We start from the raw sequence: 23,006 nt of genomic DNA, 5'->3' as shown, positions 1-23,006 counted from the left end.
CGCACGGGCCGTCGTCCGGCCGGCTAGGACGTTCCTACGAGCCGTGATCTCGGTGGAACACACCGTAGTCAGGCCACCTGCTGACTCCTACGGTGGGGCCGTGCACCCCTCCCCGCCCTTCAACGCTCCCGCCGCGCGCCGACTCCGCGAGGCCCTGGGGATGCTTCCCGGCCATGTCGCGTACGGCCTCGGGGCCCAGTACGGACTCCGGGTCAGCACGCAGACGGTGGTCGCCTGGGAGCGGGGGCTCACCGTCCCGAGCGAGTACGAACTCACGGCCCTGGCCGGGGTGCTGTGGTGCTCGCCGGGCGAGCTGCTCACCGCCGCGCGCACTCTGCGGGAGCACCGGGTGGCCCGGGAGCTGGCCGCGGAGGAACTGGCGCGTCTGCTGGGGCTGAGCACCTCCGCGTATCTGCGGATGGAGGAGTCGGGCCGCTGGCGCGGCAATGAACGCCAGTCCGCGGTGCTCAGCGAGGTGCTGGGGCTGACGGCCGCCGGGTTCGTGGCCGTGTCCGGCCGGGAGGAGGATCTGGCGGAGCTGTTGCGCGGCGCGGTGACGACGCGCTGGCAGGCGCATGTCCGGTCGGTGGCCAGGCTGGTTCCGCTGGAGCGCGGATTTCTGCAGGACGTGATGGAGCAGCTGCACACCGACTACCAGGCGCTGATGGTGTCGACGCTCAGCTGGAGCAGCACCGGCACGGAACGCGCCGGGGCGACGGGCGACGCGGGGCGGGAGTTCCTGGCGCAGATCGTGGAACGGTTCTGGCGGACGGCGGGGGTGGAGGGGGCGAGCGCCTGAGCCGTGCGGCTCCCGGTGACCGTGCCGTTCTCAGCCGTCGGCCACGTGCGGGCCTCTTGGTCGCAGCCCATCCGCACCGCCTCGGTGGCCGCGGGCCGCAGGACGGCGAGCGGCCCCGACCGTCCACGGGAGGGACAGTCGGGGTTGTCGGCCGCCGTCTGCGACGCCGCCTCGGGCGTACGGGGTCAGAAGACCGATTCGGCCTCGTCCATCCGGTCCGCGGGCACCGTCTTGAGCCGGGTGATGGCGTCGGCGAGCGGAACCATCTCGATGTCGTTGCCGCGCAGGGCCGTCATCCGGCCGAAGTCGCCCCGGTGCGCGGCCTCCACCGCGTGCCAGCCGAAGCGGGTGGCGAGCACCCGGTCGTACGCGGTCGGCGTGCCGCCGCGCTGCACATGGCCGAGAATGACGGGCCGGGCCTCCTTGCCGAGCCGGGTCTCCAGCTCGATGGCCAGGCGGTTGCCGATGCCCTGGAAGCGCTCGTGACCGTACTGGTCGATCTCGCCCTTGGCGTACGGCATGGAACCCTCGGCCGGGTGCGCGCCCTCGGCGACGCAGATGACCGCGAACTTCTTGCCGCGCGCGAAGCGCTCCTCGACCATCTTGACCAGGTCCTCGACCTGGAAGCGGCGCTCGGGGAGGCAGATGCCGTGCGCACCGCCCGCCATTCCGGACTCCAGCGCGATCCAGCCGGCGTGCCGGCCCATCACCTCGACGACCATGACCCGCTGGTGCGATTCGGCGGTGGTCTTGAGGCGGTCTATGGCGTCGGTGGCGACGCCCACCGCTGTGTCGAAGCCGAACGTGCGGTCGGTGGCGGAGATGTCGTTGTCGATGGTCTTGGGAACACCGACGACGGGCATTCCGGCGTCCGACAGCATCCGCGCCGCGGTCAGCGTGCCTTCGCCGCCGATCGGGATCAGCGCGTCCATGCCGTAACGGCGGCTCAGCTCGGCGCAGTTCTCCGCGGCCTCGCGCAGCCGGTCGCGCTCCAGCCGGGCCGAACCGAGGATGGTCCCGCCACGGGCCAGGATGCCGCTGACCGCGTTGAGGTCGAGGGGGCGGAAGTGACCGTCGAGGAGTCCCTTGAACCCGTCCTCGAAACCGATGACTTCATCGCCGTGACCCACCACGGCTCGGTGCACGACCGACCGGATCACTGCGTTCAGGCCTGGGCAGTCGCCACCTGCGGTGAGAACTCCGATGCGCATCGTGCTGTATCTCCTGCTCGCTAGTGTCGTGCATTTCGGGGGCGACTACAGAATCCCCCGTACCGTGAGCCACCACGATTGTCCCACGTCAGGTCTGGACCTCGCGCTCCCGGCCGACGCGGGGTGCCCCGCCGGACACGGCAGTGGATCCGACGGCGGTCCGACCGGACGGACGGAGGGGGCCCGCACCCCCGCGCTCACGGCCTCTCGCCCGGCGGGCGGCGCCTCGGGCCCCACAGGTATCGTCAACATGGCAATACCATCCCAAACCACAGAATTGGACGGGAGAGCACGCGTGACGCGCAGCGTGTACGTGACCGGTATCGACCGGGGAGACGGCCGTCAGGTCGTCGATCTGGGAGTCATGGAGCTCCTGACGCGTCAGGTGGACCGGGTCGGGGTGTTCCGGCCGCTCGTCCACGACGGACCCGACCGGCTGTTCGAACTGCTGCGGGCCCGCTACCGGCTCCCCCAGGACCCCGCTTCGGCCTACGGTCTGGACTATCACGAGGCATCCGCGCTCCAGGCGGAACAGGGTACGGACGAGCTGGTCTCCCAGCTCGTCGAACGCTTCCACCAGGTGGCCCGGAAGTACGAGGTGGTGCTGGTCCTCGGCACGGACTTCGCCGCCACCCAGCTGCCCGACGAACTGGCGCTCAACGCCCGTCTCGCCAATGAGTTCGGTGCCTCCGTGATCACGGTGGTCGGCGGGAAGGACCAGACCGCGGAGTCCGTACGGGCCGAGGCCCGCAACGCCTACCGCGCGTACGCAGGTCTGGGCTGCGACGTCCTCGCGATGGTCGTGAACCGGGTGGCGGCCAAGGACCGCGATGCCATCGCCGAGCGGCTGGCGGCCCAGCTCCCCGTCCTCTGTTCCGTACTGCCGGACGATGCCGCGCTCTCCGCGCCGACCGTCGCCCAGATCACCGCGGCGCTCGGCGGCACGGTGCTGCTCGGCGACGACTCCGGGCTGGCCAGGGACGCGCTGGACTTCGTCTTCGGCGGCGCGATGCTGCCGAACATGCTGAACGCGCTGACCCCGGGCTGTCTGGTGGTCACGCCCGGGGACCGGGCGGACCTGGTGATCGGCTCACTGGCCGCGCACAGCGCCGGGACCCCGCCGATCGCGGGTGTGCTGCTGACCCTGGACGAGCGCCCCGGCGAGGAGATACTCAAGCTGGCCGCGCGACTCGCACCGGGCACCCCGGTCGTCTCGGTGGCCGGCGGCTCCTTCCCCACCGCGGGGCAACTCTTCGCGATGGAAGGCAAGTTGAACGCGGCGACGCCCCGAAAGGCGGAGACCGCGCTCGGCCTCTTCGAGCGCCATGTGGACACCGGCGCCCTGCTGGACCGGATCTCGGTGGCCCGCAGCGGCCGTGTCACCCCGATGATGTTCGAGCACGAACTGCTGGAACAGGCCCGCGCCGACCGGCGCCGGGTCGTCCTGCCGGAAGGCACCGAGGAACGGGTGCTGCGCGCCGCCGACGTGCTGATGCGCCGCGACGTCTGCGACCTCACGCTCCTCGGTGACCCCGACGTCATCCGCAAGAAGGCCGCCGACCTCGGCATCGACCTCGCCGCCACCCAGCTCATCGACCCGCACTCCTCCGAACTGCGCCAGGCGTTCGCCGAGCGGTACGCACAACTGCGCGCGCATCGCGGGGTCACCCTGGAGCTGGCGTACGACGTCGTCGCGGACGTCAACTACTTCGGCACGCTGATGGTCCGGGAGGGGCTCGCGGACGGCATGGTCTCCGGGGCCGTGCACTCCACCGCGGCGACGATCCGCCCCGCTTTCGAGATCATCAGGACCAAGGGGGCCGCGCGGAGCGCGTCGGGCGGGGCGGCGGGAGACGGGAAGGCCCCGGCGGACGCCTCGATCGTCTCCTCCGTCTTCTTCATGTGCCTCGCCGACAAGGTCCTGGTGTACGGCGACTGCGCGGTCAACCCCGACCCGGACGCGGCACAGCTCGCGGACATCGCGATCCAGTCGGCCGCCACCGCCGCGCGCTTCGGTGTGGAGCCGCGGATCGCCATGCTGTCGTACTCGACGGGCACCTCGGGATCGGGCGCCGACGTCGACAAGGTGCGCGAGGCGACGAACCGGGTCCGCGAGAGCCGGCCGGACCTCAGGATCGAGGGCCCCATCCAGTACGACGCCGCGGTGGAGCCGAGCGTGGCCGCGACGAAGCTGCCGGGCTCCGAGGTGGCGGGCCAGGCGACGGTGCTGATCTTCCCGGACCTGAACACCGGCAACAACACCTACAAGGCCGTGCAGCGCTCGGCGGGCGCGGTGGCCGTGGGTCCGGTGCTCCAGGGCCTCCGCAAGCCCGTCAACGATCTGTCCCGGGGCGCCCTGGTCCAGGACATCGTCAATACCGTGGCCATCACGGCGATCCAGGCGCAGAGCGAGGAGCGAACCGCATGACCACCCCGACCGCAGACGGTCCTTCCACCGCGGCCGCGCGTCGCGTCCTCGTTCTCAACTCCGGTTCGTCGTCGGTGAAGTACCAGCTCCTGGACATGAGCGACCACTCCCGCCTCGCGGCCGGACTGGTCGAGCGGATCGGCGAGGAGACCTCCCGGCTGGTGCACACCCCGCTGGTCGGCAAAGGCGCCGAGCCGCGTGAGCGGATCGGCCCGATCGCCGACCACGAGTCCGCGCTGAAGGCCGCGGCCGAGGAGCTGGCCGCCGACGGGCTGGGCCTGGACTCCCCCGCACTGGCGGCGATCGGGCACCGGGTGGTGCACGGCGGGCTGCGCTTCACCGAGCCGGTGGTCGTCGACGACGAGGTGCTGAAGGAGATCGAGCGCCTGATCCCGGTGGCCCCGCTGCACAATCCGGCGAACATCGTCGGCATCCGTACCGCGCGGGCCCTGCGCCCGGACCTTCCACAGTTGGCGGTCTTCGACACGGCGTTCCACACCACGATGCCGGAGTACGCGGCGCGGTACGCGATCGACACCGAGACCGCCGACGCGCACCGGATCCGGCGCTACGGATTCCACGGCACCTCGCACGCGTATGTCTCCCGCAAGGCCGCCGAGCTCCTGGGGCGTACCCCCGAGGAGGTCAATGTCATCGTGCTGCACCTGGGCAACGGCGCCTCGGCCTCGGCGGTGGCGGGCGGCCGTTGCGTGGAGACCTCGATGGGGCTGACCCCGCTGGAGGGGCTGGTGATGGGGACGCGTTCCGGCGACATCGATCCGGCCGTCACCTTCCATCTCAAGCGGGTGGCGGGGATGTCGACGGACGAGATCGACGAACTGCTCAACAAGAGGAGCGGCCTGATCGGGCTCTGCGGTGACAACGACATGCGGGAGATCCGGCGCCGGATCGACGCGGGCGACGAGCGCGCGGCGCTGGCGTTCGACATCTACGTGCACCGGCTGAAGAAGTACATCGGCGCCTATTCGGCGGTCCTCGGGCGGGTGGATGCCGTGGTGTTCACGGCGGGGGTCGGGGAGAACTCGGCACCGGTACGGGAGGCTGCGATCGCCGGTCTCGAGGAGCTCGGTCTGGCGGTGGACGCGGATCTGAACGCCGTACGGTCCGGCGCATCGCGGCTGATCTCGCCGGACCACGCACGGGTCGCGGTCGCCGTGGTACCGACGGACGAGGAGCTGGAGATCGCCGTCCAGACCTTCGCGCTCGTCGGACAGGACCACAACTGAGCACCCCCGCGCCCCTTTGTACCTTCCACCAGACGGAATATTCCGCAGCGAAACAAACCGATAGGATCCGCCTCATGCGCCGTTCCAAAATCGTCTGCACACTCGGTCCCGCCGTCGACTCCCATGAGCAGCTCGTCGCTCTGATCGAGGCCGGCATGAGCGTGGCACGCTTCAACTTCAGTCACGGCAGCCACGAGGAGCACCAGGGTCGTTACGACCGGGTCCGCAAGGCCGCCGCCGAGACCGGCCGTGCGGTCGGTGTCCTCGCCGACCTCCAGGGTCCGAAGATCCGCCTGGCCAAGTTCGCCGAGGGCCCCGTCGAGCTGGTCCGCGGGGACGAGTTCACCATCACCTCGGAGGACGTCCCCGGCGACAAGTCGATCTGCGGCACGACCTACAAGGGCCTGCCCGGCGACGTCGCCAAGGGCGACCCGATCCTGATCAACGACGGCAACGTCGAGCTGAAGGTCGTCGCGGTCGACGGTCCCCGGGTCAGGACCATCGTCATCGAGGGCGGCGTCGTCTCCGACCACAAGGGAATCAACCTGCCCGGCGCGGCGGTCAATGTCCCGGCCCTGTCCGAGAAGGACGTCGAGGACCTGCGGTTCGCCCTGCGGATGGGCTGCGACCTGGTGGCGCTCTCCTTCGTACGGGACGCCAACGACGTCAAGGACGTCCACAAGGTGATGGACGAGGAGGGCCGCCGGGTCCCCGTCATCGCCAAGGTCGAGAAGCCGCAGGCCGTCGAGCACATGGAGGGCGTCGTCATGGCGTTCGACGGTGTGATGGTCGCCCGTGGCGACCTGGCCGTCGAGTACCCGCTGGAGAAGGTCCCGATGGTGCAGAAGCGCCTGGTGGAGCTCTGCCGGCGGAACGCCAAGCCGGTGATCGTGGCGACCCAGATGATGGAGTCGATGATCACCAACTCGCGGCCGACCCGCGCCGAGGCGTCCGACGTCGCCAACGCGATCCTGGACGGCGCGGACGCGGTCATGCTCTCGGCCGAGTCCAGCGTGGGCGCGTACCCGATCGAGACGGTCAAGACGATGTCGAAGATCGTCGTCGCCGCCGAGCAGGAGCTGCTCTCCAAGGGCCTCCAGCCGCTGGTGCCGGGCAAGAAGCCCCGCACCCAGGGCGGTTCGGTGGCCCGTGCCGCCTGCGAGATCGCGGACTTCCTGAACGGCAAGGCGCTGGTCGCCTTCACCAAGTCCGGCGACACGGCCCGCCGGCTCTCCCGCTACCGCGCCGCGCAGCCCATCCTCGCCTTCACCACGGACGAGTCCACCCGCAACCAGCTCGCCCTGAGCTGGGGCGTCGAGGCCCACGTCGTCCCGCACGTGGACAACACGGACGCGATGGTCGACCTGGTCGACGCGGAACTCCTCAAGCTGGACCGCTACAACGAGGGCGACACGATGGTCATCACGGCCGGCTCGCCCCCCGGCATCCCGGGCACGACGAACATGGTGCGGGTGCACCACGTGGGAGGCGGGGCGCGCGACTGACGCGACCTGTACCCCTGCGGAAAGGCCTGTGGGCCGCGCTCCTTCCGGAGTGCGGCCCACAGGCCTTTTCGTGCGGCTCCCGAACGGGTCGGTGCCGGCCAGGGCCTCTCGTTCGGATCATGCAAGGCTCGCGTGCCCCGCTCGCCGATCCGGCCTGATCCGGACGGACCCCCCTAGCTGTTGCCGCCGGTGAAGTAGTTGTGCAGTCCGGGCACCGTGAGCGAGCCGCCGAACTGGCCTGCCTGGGTCACCTTGACCTTGGTGAAGAAGGCGAAGGGCACGTTCAGCGGCGGCGGTGTCTGCGGGCTGAACGTGACCGGGATGAGGCCGAAGAGATTGCCCTTCAGCTCCTCCGTGTACATCGTCACGGTGCCGTTGCGGATGGTGGACGTGGAGCCCTTACGTGCCTGGACGTGGGCCGTGGTCCCGTTCGGACCGACCGTCAGCTGGTGGAGGTCCTTGATGTCGATGGAGCTCGCGGTGAACTTCAGCACCTTCTTGATGGCGCCGTCCTGCGTCTTCACCTCGACGATGCCCTTGTAGTCGAGCCCGTTGAGAGTGAGCAGCGAGCTGTCCAGGATCCACGGGTCGGTCGGGAGCAGCGGGACGCCGGTCTCCAGGTCGGCGGCGGCCAGCGCCTCGGGGTCGGCCGTCGGACACGGGAAGCGCTCCTTGGCGCCGTCCGGGATGTCCTCGTCCTTCTTGGCGTCGAGTCCCTTGACGCTGTCGTCGAGCTCCTTGACCGGCTTGCCGGCCTTGTCCGCGGCGTCACGGATGGCGGCGGCGGTCTTGTCGGCGGTCTCCTTCGCGGCGCCCGCGGCCTTCTCCGTGGCCTTCTCCGCCGGCTTGGCGGTGTCGCTCTGCGACGGCTTCGGGGACGCGGTGCTCGCGCTCGGGGACGGGCTCGCCGTGGCCTTGTCCGGTCCGTCGAAGAGGTCCTTCAGCGCGTCGCCGACGCCCAGCGGGTCGAGCGGGTTCGTCGACTTCGTGGGGGTGGGCGAGGCGCTCGGCGCAGCGGCGGCGGGCGCGTCGGCGGCCTTCGCCTCCGGCTTCGCCGCGTCGCTCGCCGACGCGGTCGCCGAGGGGGTCGCCGAGGGCTTCGGCGTCGCCGTGTCGCGCTTGCCGACGGAATCGGTGGCGGACGGGGACGGCGACTTCGTCTCCGACGCGGACGGGGACGGGGACGGGGACTCGCTCGGCTCGTCGGAGCGGGTCACGCAGGGGCCGGGCGCGAAGGGAATGTCCGTGCTGTCGTCGGCCAGCGCGAGCTTGGGGGTGAGCCCCATGCCCACGAAGACGGCCGTGGGCATCGCGGCGAGCGCGAAGGCCTTGCCCGCAGGTATGTGCAGCTTCGTCAGCAACGACTTCCGGGGGGCCGCGTGGCGCGGCCCGCTTCTCGTCCGGAGGTCCTCCCCGGTCGAGTTCAGCTGCGTCTCGTCACCCCGCACGATGCCTCCCGCCGTCGACCTCAACTGTCGTGTCGTGCTGCTCCGGCTGCTGCTGGGGCACCGCCGCCGTGCTGTGGAACTCGGGTTCGGGCTCCTGTGTCCCGGGACCGGCGTCCTCGGTCGTCGGCCCCTGGGCACCGGCGTCCATGGGGTCGGGCTTCGGTTCGCCCGGGGCCCAGGAGACGGAGAGCGCTCCACCGAGCAGGGCGAACAGGAAGCCGACCAGGAACCCGCCGATGTTGGCGACCGGTATGGAGATCAGCGCCAGCAGGATCGCGGCGACTCCGGCGAACACTCTGACGATGTGGTGGAACCACATCGTCAGGCCCAGCGTGATCAGCAGGACCCCGATGATCAGCGATCCGGCACCGGCGGTCGTGGACATCGCCAGCGTGACGTTGCCGAGGTGCATGTTGGCGTACGGGAAGTACGCGATGGGTAGACCACCCACCATGGTGAACAGGCCCGCCCAGAACGGCCGGTTACCCCGCCAGGTGCGGAATCTCCGCCGGAGGACGCGGAGGTAGTGCTCGTTCTGCCCTGTGGACTCGGGGCTCATGGAAAACAGCTCCCTGGAACCGGTACTGCTGTGAGAAGAGAATGGGTGGGCAGCCGGAGGCCCGTTGCGGGCACCCCGGCCGCCCGGGCGAGCGCTTAGTAGCACTCCTTGACGCCCGACTTCAGCCGCAGGCTCAGGTTGCTGAGCTTGAAGGTGCCTGCGGTGGTCGCCCACGCCGTCTGCTTCACGCCGGTCAGCTTCGCCACCTCGGCGCGCTGCGCGAAGCCGTTCGGGTTGACGGCCTTCTCGGTTCCGGACTGGATGCCGGGCTTGCCGACGGAGCCGGCAGCCACACCGATGTCGATGTTCGTGAACTCGGCGTCCGCGTCGAGCTCGGCGACGTCCAGGTACAGATTGGTCGCCTCGACCGGCTTCTTCGGGTTCGTACCCGCGTGCAGCTGCAGCGTGACGTTACCGAGGCCGAACGGAAGGTTCGGAGTGACCACCGACTGGCACATGTTGGTGATCGTGGCGTCGCTGAAGCCGGACACGGCCACGGCGTGAGCCTCGTCCTTGCCCTCAAGGCTCTTGCCCGTGGCCACGGAGCCGTACTGCACGAAGTTGTGGCCGACGAGACTGTCCGCGCGCACCTTGAAGCTCTGGCCGGACACGCTGAAGGACGCCGCGAGGGCGCCCTGTGCGAGACCGACACCCACTGCGGCGGTCGCGACGACGCTCGGCACCATGACCAGAGCGAAACGCTTCCATCTGGTGCCGCCACGAACCTGGGAACTCATAAATTTTCCTCCTTCTCGGACGTACATCTCCGGTCCGGGCCTCGGCCCGTCCTGGGATGGGAGAAGTGCTACGTCCTCGGAAAGAGAGCGCCGCGCACGGAGGCAGGAACCGCGTCCGAATCACCGGCGATCACCCCCGAGCGACAACCACTGGCCGCGCGAACGCGCAACCTGTTCGGACAGGCCCTGCCGGACGGCAGGAACCCCCCTGTCCGGAGTCGGCGCCACTGCCGCCGACCCACTCGGTGGGGACCCAACAGGGCCGCCGCGCCGACTGGCAGCCGGGCTGGCGTTATTGGACCGAGCGTGGCCGATCGTGGTGCATTCCCGCCCGTGGCACAAGGGGGTTCGTTACTCGCTAGTAACGGCCCGATAACCGATGCGCGACCGGGTGGCATCGCCCGGCCACACAGGGTGGCGCCGAGCGGAAGGACGAAAGGGAGGATCGAACCCCTAATGCGGACAGATCCCGAGGGGTGATTTACTGCGAGTAACAGGCCGTACTTTTATCAAGATTTGGTAAAGCAGCGGCGTCTCTTATCGCCCGCTCGCGAAAACGGCCGTGACACCCAGGGGGTGCCACGGCCTCGTTGTCACATCAGAACAAGACCCGCGCCAGCGCCGTGCGCGCGGCGCCGACCCGCGGATCGTCGGGGCCGATCACCTCGAACAGCTCCAGCAGCCGCAGCCGCGCCGTGTCCCGGTCGTCGCCGAAGTGACGGCGCACCGTCTCGACGAGCCGGCCGAAGGCGTCCTCGACGTGCCCGCCGACGAGGTCCAGGTCGGCGGCCGCGAGCTGTGCCGCGACATCGGCGGGGTTGTCCGCGGCGTCCTTGCGGACCTGCTGCGGGTCCATGTCCTTGACCCGGGCGAGGAGTTCGGCCTGGGCGAGACCGAGCTTGGCCTCCGTGTTGGCCGGGTCGTCGGACAGGATGTTCCGGTACGCCTGGATGGCACCGGCGAAGTCACTGGCGTCCAGGGCCTGTACGGCCGCTTCGAGCAGGGCGTCGTACGGCCCCGCGGGCGCCTCGGCCGGAGCCTGGTCGGCTCCCTCGGCGGCGGCGTCCTGGTCGACCACGATCCCGGTGAGCCCGAACCGCTCCTCGCCGACCTGGATCAACTGGTCGAGCGTCTGCCGGATCTGGGCCTCGGGGGCCGCGCCCTGGAAGAGCGGGAGGGCCTGCCCGGCGACGACGGCGAAGACCGCCGGGATGCCCTGGATGCCGAACTGCTGCATCAGCATCTGGTTGGCGTCGACATCGACCTTGGCCAGCACGAAGCGGCCGCTGTACTCACGGGCCAGACGCTCCAGGAGCGGACCCAGCTGCTTGCACGGTTCGCACCACTCGGCCCAGAAGTCGATGACGACCGGGACCTCGGCGGAGCGCTGCAGGACATCGCTCTCGAAGCCCGCTTCATCGACGTCGATCACCAGGGCGGACGGCGACACCGCACCGCCACCCCCCTGCCGGGCGGCCTCGGCACGGGCCTGCTCCGCCTTCACCTTGGCCTCGCCGGCCGCCTTCACCGCGGCGAGGTCGACGACGCCGCTCATGGACATGTTCCTAGGCTGCATACGTACATCCTCCCCCCTCGGCGCACCGATACGGAAAGCGATCCGGGAACCGCACCCGTCCGCGGGTCCCCACCGGAGTGCGGGGCGCACGGACAGACACGGCCCGAGGGCCCCTGAATGGCCCGTTCCGGCGCCGGGTCCCCACCCGGTGCCTGTGGCTGTCGTTCGGTCGTGGCGTCACGACGGCACGACCGTCGTCCTTACGCTACGACCCGTAGCGTAACTGCCGGGCACCCCTCGCGCACAAGTGTGTTCGGTGATCTGTCTCACGGTGAACGAGGCCGGTCGGTTCTCCTTACTGACCGGTATGGTCGCGGCATGCTGAGCCACAGCCACCCCAAACCCGTTCGAACGGGGCGTCCGCGCAGCGCCGCGGCCGATGAAGCGATCCTGGAGGCGACCAGAGCCTCCCTGGTGGACCTCGGCTGGTCGAAGCTGACGATGGGCGACGTGGCGACGCGGGCCGGAGTCGCCAAGACGACTCTGTACCGGCGGTGGGCAGGCAAGAACGAGCTGGTCGTGGACGCCGTCGCGGTCCTTTTCGACGAGTTGGAGCTGCCCGACCTGGGCAGCCTGTCGGCCGACGTGCAGGCGGTGGTTCTGCAGTTCGCCGCGCTGCTGGACCGGCCGGAGACCCGGACGGCGCTGATGGCGGTGGTCGCGGAGTCGACCCGTGACGAGGCCCTGCGGGCCCGGATCCGCGACTCGATCGTGGACCGGCAGAAGCGGCTGGTGCTTCAGGGGCGCCAACGGGCCCAGGAACGCGGGGAGTTGCCCGTCGAACAGGACGAGGCCGTGGCGGCGACGACCGCCGATCTGATCTTCGATGTGATCGCCGGCGCGGTCGTGCACCGGACCCTGGTGAGCGCCGAGCCCGTCGACGCGGACTGGGCCCGGCGCTTCACCGTGCTGCTGCTCGCGGGGCTGGGCGCGGCGGCCTCGGCGTGAACCGGGCGCGCCGCGACGGCCGGGCACGGTGACGCTCCCGGTGCGCCTTTGGAGGCGGTACGGGCCTCGCGACCGCACTCGCCCGCCCGAAGGCGACACCGATCGCCGCCGCCCGCCCGTCAGAAGCCGGGCGGCTCCGTGTAGGTGCCCCACTCCTCGCGCAGGACCCCGCAGATCTCACCGAGCGTCGCCTCGGCCCGTACCGCGTCGAGCATCGGCGCGATCATGTTGGAGCCGTCACGGGCGGCGGCCAGCATCGCGTCCAGCGCCGACTTGACCCGGGCGTCGTCGCGGGCGTCCTTTCGGCCGCCGAGCACCCGGACCTGCTCGCGCTCGACCTCGTGGCTGACCCGCAGGATCTCCAGGTCTCCGGTGACCGAGCCGTGATGGACGTTGACGCCGACGACGCGCTTGTCGCCCTTCTCCAGCGACTGCTGGTACCGGAAGGCGGACTCGGCGATCTCGCCGGTGAACCAGCCGTCCTCGATGCCGCGCAGGATGCCGGAGGTGATGGGCCCGATGGGGTGCTGCCCGTCCGGGTGGGCCCGGGTGCCGCGCTCCTTGATCTGGTCGAAGATCTTCTCGGCGTCGGCCTCGATCCGGTCGGTGAGCTGCTCCACGTACCAGGAACCGCCCAGCGGGTCGGCCACGTTGGCGACGCCGGTCTCCTCCATCAGCACCTGCTGGGTGCGCAGCGCGATCTCGGCGGCCTGCTCGGAGGGGAGCGCGAGCGTCTCGTCGAGGGCGTTGGTGTGCAGCGAGTTGGTACCGCCCAGGACCGCGGAGAGCGCCTCGACCGCCGTCCGCACGACGTTGTTGTACGGCTGCTGGGCGGTGAGCGAGACACCGGCGGTCTGGGTGTGGAAGCGGAGCCACTGCGCCTTGTCGGTCTCGGCGCCGTACGTCTCCTTCATCCAGCGGGCCCAGATCCGGCGGGCCGCGCGGAACTTGGCGATCTCCTCGAAGAAGTCGAGGTGCGCGTCGAAGAAGAAGGAGAGACCGGGCGCGAAGGTGTCGACGTCCAGCCCGCGGGAAAGGCCGAGCTCCACGTAACCGAAGCCGTCGGCGAGGGTGTACGCGAGCTCCTGCGCGGCCGTCGCCCCGGCCTCCCGGATGTGGTAGCCGGAGACGGAGAGCGGCTTGTAGGCGGGGATGTCGCGGGCGCAGTGCTCCATCAGGTCGCCGATGAGGCGCAGATGGGGCTCGGGCTGGAAGAGCCACTCCTTCTGCGCGATGTACTCCTTGAAGATGTCCGTCTGGAGCGTGCCGTTGAGGACGCCCGGGTCGACGCCCTGGCGCTCGGCGGCGACCAGATACATGCAGAAGACGGGGACGGCGGGCCCGCTGATCGTCATGGACGTCGTGACGTCGCCGAGCGGGATGTCCTTGAAGAGGATCTCCATGTCGGCGGCGGAGTCGATGGCCACGCCGCAGTGCCCGACCTCGCCGAGCGAGCGGGGGTCGTCGGAGTCGCGGCCCATCAGGGTCGGCATGTCGAAGGCGACACTGAGCCCGCCGCCGCCCGCGGCGAGGATCATCTTGTAGCGCTCGTTGGTCTGCTCGGCGTTGCCGAAGCCGGCGAACTGGCGGATGGTCCAGGTCCGGCCCCGGTAGCCGGTCGGGTGGAGCCCCCGGGTGAAGGGGTACTCGCCGGGCCAGCCGATCCGCTCGAAGCCCTCGTACGCGTCCCCCGGACGGGGGCCGTACACGGGCTCCACGGGGTCTCCGGAGAGCGTGGTGAAGTCCGCGTCACGCTTGCGGGCCTTGTCGTAACGGGCCTGCCAGCGGCGGCGGCCCTCCTCGATCGCGTCAGCGTCCATACCATCGAATTTACTAGGACGTCCTAGTAAATGTCGATGGCAAACCGCCCGGTGCTTCGCACGGGGCGGTTCGGGTGGTGCGGGTGGTGCGGTGCGGCCGGGAGCCCGGCCCGCGGTTCAGGCCTTGACGGTCACGGGGGAAGCGTCGGCGACCAGCGGCTCGATCTCGCGGACGACCTTGCGCTCGACGAAGAACGCGGCCGTCGGGATGGTGCCGGAGATCAGCACCCAGAGCAGCTTGCCCACCGGCATCTTCGCCTTGGAGCCCAGATCGAAGGCGAAGATCAGGTAGATGATGTAGAGCACGCCATGGATCTGGGAGACGACGAGCGTCAGATCCTTGCCCATGTCGAAGCCGTACTTGAAGACCATGCAGGTGCAGAGCACCAGCAACATGACTGCGGTGACGTAGGCCATCACCCGGTACCGGGTCAGCACACTGCGTTTCATGGAATCGAGCGTAACCGGACGCCCTGGGCGATCTTGCAGCGGGCCGGGCCTCGAAATGTTGTCCTACGGCTCCTTGAAATCCTGGGCCGCGATCCGCAGCGGCCGCAGCATGGCGAAGATCTCCGCGCACTCCTCGGCGTCGTACACCCCGAGGCCGAACTCCATGCCGACCAGGTCCTTGGTCGCCGCCTCGACGACCTCGCGGCCCTTGTCGGTGATGGAGGCGAGGGTTCCGCGGCCGTCGTTCGGGTTGGGGCGCTTGGCGACCAGGCCGGAGCGCACCAGCCGGTCCACGGTGTTCGTGACGGAGGTGGGGTGGACCATGAGCCGCTCACCGATCTTGGACATCGGCAGCTCGCCCGCCTTGGAGAAGGTGAGCAGCACCAGCGCCTCGTACCGCGCGAAAGTCAGTCCGTACGGCTTGACGACCGCGTCGACCTCGGCGAGCAGGATCTGCTGCGCGCGCATGATCGAGGTGATGGCCCCCATCGAGGGCACCGGGCCCCAACGCTGCTGCCAGAGTTCGTCGGCGCGGGCGATGGGATCGAAGGGGAGACTGAGCGGCTTCGGCACGGCATCGACCTTACCCACTGGTCATATGCTGGTCAGCCCCGTCTCGAACTTCGGTCCGAGGACCGTGCACGGGCTCCGTGCTCCTGACCTCGCGGACGAGGACGAGCGTGCACACCGTACCGATCACAGCGGCCCCGGCGACCACCTGATGTACGGGGACGAATTCGGCGGCAAGCCCGGCGAGTGCCATGCCGATGCCCTGGACCGTCATGAGCCCGGCGGTGAGCAGGGTCATGGCCCGGCCCCGCAGTTCCTCCGGAACGGCGTCGACGAACCACTGGTCGAGACCGATGATGTACGCCGCCCCCACCCCGGCCAGCGCGAGCGCGACGACACTCAGGACCACGCCGGGACGGAACCCGTACAGCACGAGGGGCAGCAGCCCGGTGGCGGCGACCGGCAGCACGATTCTGGAGCGCAGGCGCGGGGCGAGCACGGTGCCCGCGTACAGCTCGGCGCCGATGTGGCCGACCGGCATCGCGCACATGAGGAGTCCGAGCGCAACCGGACCGACACCGATCTCGTCCGCGTACGGCGCGGCAAGCGCCTCCGGTGCCACGACGAACATCGCCGGCAGCCAGAAGAGCAGCATCAGGGCGCGGATCCTGCGGTCGGCGAGGACGGTACGGGCTCCGGCGAGCGAGTCCTTGAGCAGGGCACCACCTCCGTCGCCGCTGCGCGCAGGCCGGTCCCGGGTCCCGAAGCGGAGCAGCGCCGCCGAGCAGAGGAAGGTCCCGACGGTGATCATGATCGCCCCGCGCGCGGACACCGCGGCGAGCAGCACACCGCCCACGCCGAAGCCGATCAGCAGGGCGCTCTGCGAGACGATCCGCAGCAGCGAGCGGCCCAGTACATAGAGGTCACCCTCGCCGAGGATGTCGGTGAGCGCGGCCGTACGCGTCCCGGTGAAGACGGGCGACACGGAGGCGACGACACAGCGCAGCGCGAGAAGTCCGCCGACGGGGGTTCCGGGCAGCGCCATCACGGCGACACAGCCCGCGCAGATCAGATCGCAGGTGACCAGGACCCGGCGGGCGGGGTAGCGGTCGGCGACCCCGGCGAAGAGGGTGCCGCCGACGAGGTACGGGAGGAAGCCGAGCGCGAAGGTGAGAGCGCTGAGCAGGGGCGAGCCGGTGAGGTCGTAGACGAGGACGGTGAGCGCGAGCTCGCTGACGACGACGCCGAGGAGGGAGAGCAGGTGTGCGGCGAAGACGGCACGGAACTCCCGTACGCCGAAGACGGCGCGGTAGCCGCGGGGTGTGCCGGTGTCCGGGACGGAAGCCGGAGCCCGGAGCGCGGGCGACGGGCTCGGGTCGATGGCGTCGGCGCGCTCCGGGGACGGGGCCGGGGACGGCGCCGCTCCCGTGGGGTCGGCCTTCGCTGTGCGGCATGCGGCTGACGATGCCTGGGGTGATGGGCCCGTCGGGCCGCTCGGGGGGTCCACCGCATCGAGGGGGCCGCCCGCAGGGGCGGGGCTGTTGCTCGGCATGGACGCAGCGTGGAGGAGCACGGTCGCACTCCATAAACTTTCGGCTGACACCGAATCTTCGCGAGGTGCGCCGATGCCGTTCCATCTGCATTTCGACGAGAGCGATCTGCTGCGCTGCAGATTCGCCCTCTCCCCGCTCTGGGAGACGCAACAGGCGGTCCGCACCCTCCTGCGCCCCGGGAACCACGGCTACCACGAGCCGTGGCTGCGGCGCATCCGGAGCGCCGCAGCCGGGCTCGACCTCGGACCGCTGTGGTCGCTGATGCCGGAGAGCGGACACAATCCGGACTTTCTCTGCCCGCCGCCGATCGGGCCCTACGCGTCGTTCGAGGAGGAGATCGCCGGTGTACGCGCCATCGATCCGCTGCTCATCCATGAGGATCTGGCGCTGACGCTCGCCGACCAGCCAGGGGCGCTGGACTCCCCCGCCGGACGGGCGATGCTCGACGATCCCGCCCGCGCGCAGCGGGAGCTGTCCGCGCTTCTGGAACAGGCGTGGCGGGTCCTGGTCGAGCCGGACTGGCCGCGGCTGCGCGCGTTGCTGGAGGCGGACATCGCGTACCACTCGCGTCGGCTCGCCGCAGTCGGCTTCGCGCGGCTGCTCGGTGAGTTGAGTCCCCAGCTGAGCTGGGCGGACTCGACGCTCACGCTCGTCGGCATGCGGGGCCGGCACTCCCGGGTGCTCGGCGGGCAGGGTCTCGTCCTGATGCCGAGCGTCTTCGCCTGGCCGGATGTGGTCAGCGGGTACGAGCCGCCCTACCAGCCCGCGGTGATCTATCCGGCCCGCGGGATCGGTGGTCTGTGGACGGAACCCGCCGACCGTACGCCTCAGACGCTCGCGCGGCTGCTCGGGCGGGCGCGGGCCGACGTCCTGTGCATGCTCGACGAACCGGCGGGGACGAGCGCCCTCGCCCACCGGCTCGGCCTCGCGCCGTCCTCCGTGTCGGAGCATCTGTCCGTGCTGCGGGCGGCCGGGCTGCTGACCTCGCGGCGGTACGGGCACCAGGTGCTGTACGAGCGGACGCCGCTCGGGATCGCGCTGGCGGTGAAGCCCGAAAAAACGCACCCCGGATGACGAAGCCCCCCTCGCCGTGCGGCGAGAGGGGTCTCCGGGGTGCGCAGGTGCGTCAGTCCGCGAGGTACCGCTCGACGGTCTCGACCTTGGACGTCAGGCCGTCGGTGACACCGGGCCTGATGTCGGCCTTCAGTACGAGGGAGACGCGTCCGGCACGGGCCTCGACGGCGGCGACGGCCCGCTTGACGACGTCCATGACCTCGTCCCACTCGTACATGTGATTGCCCCCGGCCTACGGGGCGCGCCTCACGTCACCCGGGGGCACCAGCCACTCAGCGCCCCCGCCCACGGGCCACAGGAACGCCGTAGGGCGCTTACGGCGCAGCCCCGGTGACTCGGCCGGATCTTCGAAATCCGGGATCACGTCCCGCAGGATGCCGACACGGCCCGCAGCGTCCTCCACCCGAGCGCCGATATCCGCCCGCGCGATCACCCGTGACCCTCCGGGTGCCGCTTCATGTAGACGTTGCAGTCGGACACCGTGGTCATGTCTCCGCCGGTACGCGCACGGTCCCGCACGTTCGCGAGTTCGACACAGCCCGGACACCCCTCCATCGGGGTCGGCTCCAACTCCATACGCAACGGCAGTTCCAACGGGTCCGTCTGATACCTCGTGGGTTCGCTCATTGCGCAATCGTGGCGCGCCCTCATGGACGTATCCACTCCGAACGAACGACAGTTGGGCCGTTCTTCGCTACGGTCACGGAAAGGCCCAAACGTCTACGGGGGACCTCTTGAACTCTGCCCTACGATCGGCTATGGCGGATGCCGGTGTCAGCACGCGTCAGCTTGCCGGGCATATTGGTGTGACTGGCAAGACGATCGAGCGATGGCTAGCGGATGCCGAGCTGACGCCCCACGCACGGAACCGCGATGACGCCTCTCGGGCGTTGGGAGTGGACGAGGAAATGATCTGGCCGCAAGTAGTCAAGGACCGCATCAAGAGCGGCCACGACCGCGAACTAGTCCACAGCTACCCGTACCGTTCCGCGTGCCCGTCAACGGTGTGGAGCGAGTTGATCAGCGATGCCACCACAGACCTGTTCTTCGCCGGATACACCAACTACTTCCTGTGGACCCAGGTTCCCGCGTTCCCTGACACGCTGCGCCGGAAGGTCGCTTCTGGGTGTCGCGTCCGCTTCCTGCTGGGCGACCCCGACGGCGACGTGACCCGTCAGCGGGAAAGCATCGAGGACGTGGCCTTGACTGTCTCCACACGCATCCGCATCACTCTGGAGCACCTTGACCGTCTCGGCCCCCTGGAGGGTCTTGAGACACGCTTCAGCACCCCAGAAGACGCGATCAACCATGTGAGCCTGTCGGTGTTCCGCTTCGATGCCGACGCGCTCGTGACTCCCCACCTCGCCCGACTGGTCGGCCACGATTCCCCGCTCCTCCACCTCCACAAGCGGGGCGACGGTGGCATGTTCGACCGGTTCACCGAGCATGGCGAGGAACTCTGGAACGGTGCGGCACCCAAGCGTCCGTAACGTCAGCGCCCGGACACGAGAGAGACCGCCCACCCATCGGTGAACGGTCTCTCGGGTCGGTGTCGGATCACTCCGTGTCGGCAAGCGCCCGGTACAACGTCGCCCGGGACACACCCACTGCCTTAGCAACCGCTGTAACGCTCTCCCCCTTCGCCCGGCGCGCCTTGGCAGCAGCGAGCTTGTCAGCGTTCATGACCGCCGGACGTCCACCCGTGCGCCCCTGCGCCTTGGCAGCGTCGAGACCCGCGCGCGTCCGCTCCCGAATCAACGACCGCTCGAACTCCGCCATCGCGCCCACGACTTGGAGCATGAGGCGACCGTCCGGGGTGTTCGGGTCGATGCTCGCCAGCGCCCCCGTGAGCACCTTGAACCCGACGCCCCGCGCGGCAAGAGCGTCCACCATGTTCACCAGGTCGATCAGCGAGCGCGCGAACCGGTCCAGCTTCCACACGCACAGGATGTCCCCGGGGCGGACGTAGTCGAGAACGGCCGTCAGCTCCGGGCGCTCCGTGTTCTTTCCGCTCGCCTTGTCGGTGAAGACCCGGGAGCAACCCGCTTCCTTGAGCGCGTCAAGCTGCAACTGCGCCTCCTGGTCGTCGCCTGAGGCTCGCGCGTACCCGATGAGGTGTCCCGTGTTCGTGTCCATGGCGAGACAGTCTCATAACTCATCTCAGAACAACAGAGGCTTGCGGCAGGTTTTGAGACGGGTTTTGAGCGCCCATCCGGCCCCCTGGCAGCGTTCGGCGGACCGTCTCGCAAACCATCGTTTGATAGACGCTTCACTGGTCGTCACGCTGCGCCACAACCGCGCACGCGCCCTCTCGAGCGCCAGACCCGTACCGGCCGAGAGGAGCAGACACCTAACAGTCACTCGGGTCGCCTCAACGGGGTCACCCGCCTCCCCCTCTCGCCCGCACGTGTGCAAACTGACAAACTAACCCCCCGTTTCCCTTTCTTCTAACGCGCGTTAGAGAGAGATGGGAATTTAGAGAGAGATGGGAATAGGGGGTCAGTTTGGCATTTTGGACCGTCACGGTTACGCACGGTGACGGATTGGGAGGGTTCGCTACCCGACGTAGCGACTACTCCTCCCCCGCAAAAAGCCCCCAGTTGCCATGCGAGAGTTTTCCCTCCCTGCCGGTCAGGATTGGGGCGGGGCAGGGGTCCCCGCCTGGGTACACCCCGGCCGGTCGACCGTCCCATCGTCGCCGCAACCACCCATCCGAGGGTGACAGTGAGGCCGTCACGATGACGAGATGACGGAACAGACCCACAATCTGTTTTTCTCTAAGTTTTCTATGCGCAACCAAAAAAGGAGGGCGAACTGTCATTCTGTCATCGCTCCGCCGCTGAAGGACAGCGAGCCAGCAACGCCCCCAGGAAGCACGAACGGCCCGCCACTGGAGGGAATCCAGCAACGGGCCGCGAACGGCGCTCAGGCAGGCTTACAAGCCTTCCTGTGCAGCGATGTCGTCCAAGAGGTCCTGCCGAATCTCCTCAGGATCGGCCGGACCCCACGTGATTTCAAGGCGCTCTGCCCATTGCTTCGGGTACAGCGTCACCGTGAGGTGCATTGCTTCAAGCAGCCGGCTCTTACCTGCATCATCCAGCACTGCCCATGCTTCGCCCATGGTGCGACCAGTCGGTGTGGCCACTTCGCGAACTTCGGGGTCATGTGCGGCCACGAGTGCGGCATAGGCGGCTTCGAGCTTGGCGCCCATCTCTTCGTACGTGCCCATCATCAGCGGTCCGGCCGTCGCCATCTGGGCACCGATGCGCGCCGCTTGCTCCTGGGCTTCGATCATCTCCGCCGAAAGGTCATTGCCGCCTTCAAGGTGAACGTTGACTTCATTGAAGCGTCCCCACACCTTGAGAAATTCGGCCTCAACCCGTTGGTCAAGGGTCTCTGCGTAGATGGTGACGTGACCAGCCTTGCATCTGTAGAGCCGCACCCCCTTGTCGCTGGTGCCTCCGTTCAACCGACCGTCACAGCGGTGACAGAACGCCATTCCAGCGCATAGGGGCGCTGCCTGACGAGGAGCACGGTCAGCCCCGGTCGCAAGGTCGAGCATCCGTTGGCGGACAGCCATCAGTTCAGCGGCAGACAGGATCGGTTCGGCGAACGCGACCGGAGTCACCCCGTCAGCGGCCACGACCAACTTTCCCTTATGGGCGCGCTGTCCCCGGAACGTCGGCGCCTTGAGCATCCGTCGCCACTGGGGTTCACTCAAGCCAGTCGTGCGCGCTGTCCCGGCGACGGTGCCCCCGTCGATCAATTCCCTCACCGCTGTGCGAACTTGAGCAGCTTGGGCGTCGTCGATCTCAAGGTATGCGGCACCGTCCCGGCGGACCGTCTTGTACCCGAACGGTGCACGTCCGGCCCCCCAGCGCCCCAAGCTGCGCCGGGTTTCGTGCCCTTCGCTGATTCGGGCGGAGATCATCCCCCGTTCCCACTCAGCGAGCGAAGCAAGAACGGTGGCGACCATGCGACCGGTCGGCGTCAGCGTGTTCACCGTGTTGTCTGTCGTGGCAAGCCGTATGCCCGCCGCCTCAGCCCACGCCACGAGCCGAAGGAACTCCGCGACCGACCGGGCGAAGCGATCCAGCTTCCACGTGATCACCACGTCAGGGCGGGCCGCCATGAGCGCACGGAGCCCGGGGCGTTCTTCAATGGGCTTCGCGCCGCTGACGTTGTTGTCCACGTACTCGACGGCGTCAGCGGGGTCATGATCGTTGGCGGTCAGCCATCGGTGGCAGGCAGCGCGCTGGGTGTCGAGTGAGGCGCTGTCGTCGGCCTCACGGGACAACCGTAGGTAGATCGCTACTGAGGTCATGTACTCAAAGGTACGCGCGATCGCCCTCGACGGAGGTGAACATGGCGTCCGTACGGTTGGGCAGCCCGGACTCCCGCACGACCCGGAGGGCGTCGGCGACGTACTCGCCGACATCCTCACCGACGCCCATCGGGCTGACCGAGAACGCGACGATCATGCGCCGACCACGCCTTCCCGGCGGGCGCGGGCGGCGATGACGCCGTCGGCCTCGTAGCGCTTGAGCACCTTGTCGCCGTACAGGCCGCCGAACGGCAGCAGCGCGAGGAGGAAGAAGAACGCGATGCGCTTCAGCGGCCACTTGGTCTTGGACCAGACGTCGAGGAGCAGGACGGCGTAGATCACGAAGAGCACGCCGTGCAGGATGCCGAGCGGCATCATCAGGAAGTCGATGTCGGAGACCCGGCTGAGGATCGAGCCGAAGATGATCAGCGCGGGGAAGGAGAGCGCCTCGGGAATCGAGATGAGGCGCAGCCGGTGCAGGGCGGTAGCGGTCTTGATGTCCACGAGGGCACCTTCGGTGGGAGGGTCGTGACAGCTTGTGAATGGAGGCACAAGCGCGACCCATTGTGGCATCGACACGGGCGGAACTCGGCGCCGGGGGCCGTATGTCTCCGGTCACGTTCCGCCGTCGCGTCCGGACGAGGGGCCGCCGTCGTGTCCGGACGAGGGGCCGCCGTCGCTCCCCGTCGCTCATCGCCGGGCCGCGTCCCGATCCGTCGTCGCTCCGTACGGGGTACGTCCCGATCACGTCCGGGTCCCGTACCGGATGCGTATCAGGGGCGGTTCAGGGTGCCGGTTCCGCCCTGCGGCCCTGTCC

20 protein-coding genes and 2 pseudogenes are annotated in these 23,006 nt (G+C 69.2%); 7 read left to right on the top strand and 15 right to left on the bottom strand.

The window, feature by feature from the left end:
- Nucleotides 1–160 precede the first annotated feature (160 nt).
- Nucleotides 161–799: an XRE family transcriptional regulator gene (locus ACF1B9_RS18380; protein ID WP_391741916.1), complete on the top strand. Its 639-nt coding sequence runs from the start codon at nt 161–163 to the stop codon at nt 797–799.
- A 185-nt stretch (nt 800–984) separates the two neighbouring features.
- Here ACF1B9_RS18380 and ACF1B9_RS18375 read toward each other — a convergent pair whose 3' ends face one another.
- The gene (locus tag ACF1B9_RS18375; protein WP_351074711.1) at nt 985–2,010 is read right to left on the bottom strand and encodes an ATP-dependent 6-phosphofructokinase; all 1,026 of its coding nucleotides are present in this window, start codon (nt 2,008–2,010) and stop codon (nt 985–987) included.
- A gap of 295 nt (nt 2,011–2,305) precedes the next feature.
- Here ACF1B9_RS18375 and pta point away from each other — a divergent pair, with 295 nt between their 5' ends.
- The 3 genes from pta to pyk all read left to right on the top strand — a co-directional run bounded on the left by pta (nt 2,306) and on the right by pyk (nt 7,190).
- The gene (gene pta / locus ACF1B9_RS18370; protein WP_391741880.1) at nt 2,306–4,438 is read left to right on the top strand and encodes a phosphate acetyltransferase; all 2,133 of its coding nucleotides are present in this window, start codon (nt 2,306–2,308) and stop codon (nt 4,436–4,438) included.
- The gene (locus ACF1B9_RS18365; RefSeq protein ID WP_391741878.1) at nt 4,435–5,685 is read left to right on the top strand and encodes an acetate kinase; all 1,251 of its coding nucleotides are present in this window, start codon (nt 4,435–4,437) and stop codon (nt 5,683–5,685) included. Before pta ends, ACF1B9_RS18365 begins: the two co-directional genes overlap by 4 nt.
- Nucleotides 5,686–5,759: 74 nt before the next feature.
- Nucleotides 5,760–7,190, top strand: coding sequence for a pyruvate kinase (pyk, locus tag ACF1B9_RS18360; RefSeq protein WP_351074715.1), 1,431 nt, complete (start codon nt 5,760–5,762; stop codon nt 7,188–7,190).
- Nucleotides 7,191–7,363: 173 nt separating this feature from the next.
- Here the strand turns inward: pyk and ACF1B9_RS18355 are convergent, their stop codons facing one another.
- The 4 genes from ACF1B9_RS18355 to ACF1B9_RS18340 form a co-directional block, all read right to left on the bottom strand.
- Nucleotides 7,364–8,638 carry a hypothetical protein gene (locus ACF1B9_RS18355; RefSeq protein WP_391741876.1) on the bottom strand — a complete coding sequence of 425 codons (1,275 nt, stop codon included), beginning with the start codon at nt 8,636–8,638 and terminating at the stop codon, nt 7,364–7,366.
- Nucleotides 8,628–9,197 (bottom strand): DUF6114 domain-containing protein, encoded by a 570-nt coding sequence (locus tag ACF1B9_RS18350; protein ID WP_391741875.1) that lies wholly within the window; start codon nt 9,195–9,197, stop codon nt 8,628–8,630. The genes ACF1B9_RS18355 and ACF1B9_RS18350 overlap by 11 nt, the downstream gene beginning before the upstream one ends.
- A 95-nt stretch (nt 9,198–9,292) precedes the next feature.
- Nucleotides 9,293–9,934: a DUF6230 family protein gene (locus ACF1B9_RS18345; protein WP_391741874.1), complete on the bottom strand. Its 642-nt coding sequence runs from the start codon at nt 9,932–9,934 to the stop codon at nt 9,293–9,295.
- Nucleotides 9,935–10,532: 598 nt separating this feature from the next.
- The gene (locus ACF1B9_RS18340) at nt 10,533–11,510 is read right to left on the bottom strand and encodes a tetratricopeptide repeat protein (protein ID WP_391741873.1); all 978 of its coding nucleotides are present in this window, start codon (nt 11,508–11,510) and stop codon (nt 10,533–10,535) included.
- A gap of 318 nt (nt 11,511–11,828) precedes the next feature.
- Here ACF1B9_RS18340 and ACF1B9_RS18335 point away from each other — a divergent pair, with 318 nt between their 5' ends.
- The gene (locus ACF1B9_RS18335; RefSeq protein ID WP_391741872.1) at nt 11,829–12,458 is read left to right on the top strand and encodes a TetR/AcrR family transcriptional regulator; all 630 of its coding nucleotides are present in this window, start codon (nt 11,829–11,831) and stop codon (nt 12,456–12,458) included.
- Nucleotides 12,459–12,577: 119 nt separating this feature from the next.
- Here the strand turns inward: ACF1B9_RS18335 and ACF1B9_RS18330 are convergent, their stop codons facing one another.
- The 4 genes from ACF1B9_RS18330 to ACF1B9_RS18315 all read right to left on the bottom strand — a co-directional run bounded on the left by ACF1B9_RS18330 (nt 12,578) and on the right by ACF1B9_RS18315 (nt 16,790).
- Nucleotides 12,578–14,278 carry a methylmalonyl-CoA mutase gene (locus ACF1B9_RS18330; protein ID WP_391741871.1) on the bottom strand — a complete coding sequence of 567 codons (1,701 nt, stop codon included), beginning with the start codon at nt 14,276–14,278 and terminating at the stop codon, nt 12,578–12,580.
- 117 nt (nt 14,279–14,395) lie between these two features.
- On the bottom strand, nt 14,396–14,728 hold the full coding sequence (locus tag ACF1B9_RS18325) for a DUF3817 domain-containing protein (RefSeq protein ID WP_351084929.1): 333 nt from the start codon (nt 14,726–14,728) through the stop codon (nt 14,396–14,398).
- A 63-nt stretch (nt 14,729–14,791) separates the two neighbouring features.
- Nucleotides 14,792–15,301, bottom strand: a complete 510-nt coding sequence (locus tag ACF1B9_RS18320) for a MarR family winged helix-turn-helix transcriptional regulator (RefSeq protein WP_391741915.1) — start codon at nt 15,299–15,301, stop codon at nt 14,792–14,794.
- Nucleotides 15,302–15,311: 10 nt separating this feature from the next.
- Entirely contained in the window at nt 15,312–16,790 is a 1,479-nt protein-coding gene (locus tag ACF1B9_RS18315) for an MFS transporter (protein WP_391741870.1), read from the bottom strand.
- A 73-nt stretch (nt 16,791–16,863) separates the two neighbouring features.
- Between ACF1B9_RS18315 and ACF1B9_RS18310 the strand changes: the two genes are divergently transcribed.
- On the top strand, nt 16,864–17,865 hold the full coding sequence (locus ACF1B9_RS18310; protein ID WP_391741869.1) for a DUF5937 family protein: 1,002 nt from the start codon (nt 16,864–16,866) through the stop codon (nt 17,863–17,865).
- Between the two features lie 52 nt (nt 17,866–17,917).
- Here ACF1B9_RS18310 and ACF1B9_RS18305 read toward each other — a convergent pair.
- Both ACF1B9_RS18305 and ACF1B9_RS18300 read right to left on the bottom strand, forming a co-directional pair.
- Nucleotides 17,918–18,076 (bottom strand): annotated as a pseudogene (locus ACF1B9_RS18305) (thiamine-binding protein); the annotation flags it as partial.
- Nucleotides 18,077–18,294: 218 nt separating this feature from the next.
- Nucleotides 18,295–18,492, bottom strand: coding sequence for a hypothetical protein (locus tag ACF1B9_RS18300; RefSeq protein ID WP_391741867.1), 198 nt, complete (start codon nt 18,490–18,492; stop codon nt 18,295–18,297).
- A gap of 131 nt (nt 18,493–18,623) precedes the next feature.
- Between ACF1B9_RS18300 and ACF1B9_RS18295 the strand changes: the two genes are divergently transcribed.
- On the top strand, nt 18,624–19,355 hold the full coding sequence (locus ACF1B9_RS18295) for an XRE family transcriptional regulator (RefSeq protein WP_391741865.1): 732 nt from the start codon (nt 18,624–18,626) through the stop codon (nt 19,353–19,355).
- A gap of 67 nt (nt 19,356–19,422) precedes the next feature.
- On the opposite strand, the gene ACF1B9_RS18290 is transcribed toward ACF1B9_RS18295, so the two are convergent.
- The 4 genes and pseudogenes from ACF1B9_RS18290 to ACF1B9_RS18275 all read right to left on the bottom strand — a co-directional run bounded on the left by ACF1B9_RS18290 (nt 19,423) and on the right by ACF1B9_RS18275 (nt 22,693).
- Nucleotides 19,423–20,001, bottom strand: a complete 579-nt coding sequence (locus ACF1B9_RS18290) for a recombinase family protein (protein ID WP_391741863.1) — start codon at nt 19,999–20,001, stop codon at nt 19,423–19,425.
- A 799-nt stretch (nt 20,002–20,800) separates the two neighbouring features.
- The gene (locus ACF1B9_RS18285) at nt 20,801–22,189 is read right to left on the bottom strand and encodes a recombinase family protein (protein ID WP_391741862.1); all 1,389 of its coding nucleotides are present in this window, start codon (nt 22,187–22,189) and stop codon (nt 20,801–20,803) included.
- A gap of 19 nt (nt 22,190–22,208) precedes the next feature.
- Nucleotides 22,209–22,346, bottom strand: a pseudogene (locus ACF1B9_RS18280) (MTH1187 family thiamine-binding protein); the annotation flags it as partial.
- The gene (locus ACF1B9_RS18275; protein WP_391741861.1) at nt 22,343–22,693 is read right to left on the bottom strand and encodes a DUF3817 domain-containing protein; all 351 of its coding nucleotides are present in this window, start codon (nt 22,691–22,693) and stop codon (nt 22,343–22,345) included. The gene ACF1B9_RS18275 and the pseudogene ACF1B9_RS18280, both read right to left, overlap by 4 nt.
- Nucleotides 22,694–23,006: the final 313 nt, after the last annotated feature.

This window comes from Streptomyces sp. NPDC014727, assembly GCF_043083485.1.
Taxonomy (GTDB): Bacteria; Actinomycetota; Actinomycetes; order Streptomycetales; family Streptomycetaceae; genus Streptomyces.
This window is presented reverse-complemented; position numbering and strand designations above follow the sequence as displayed.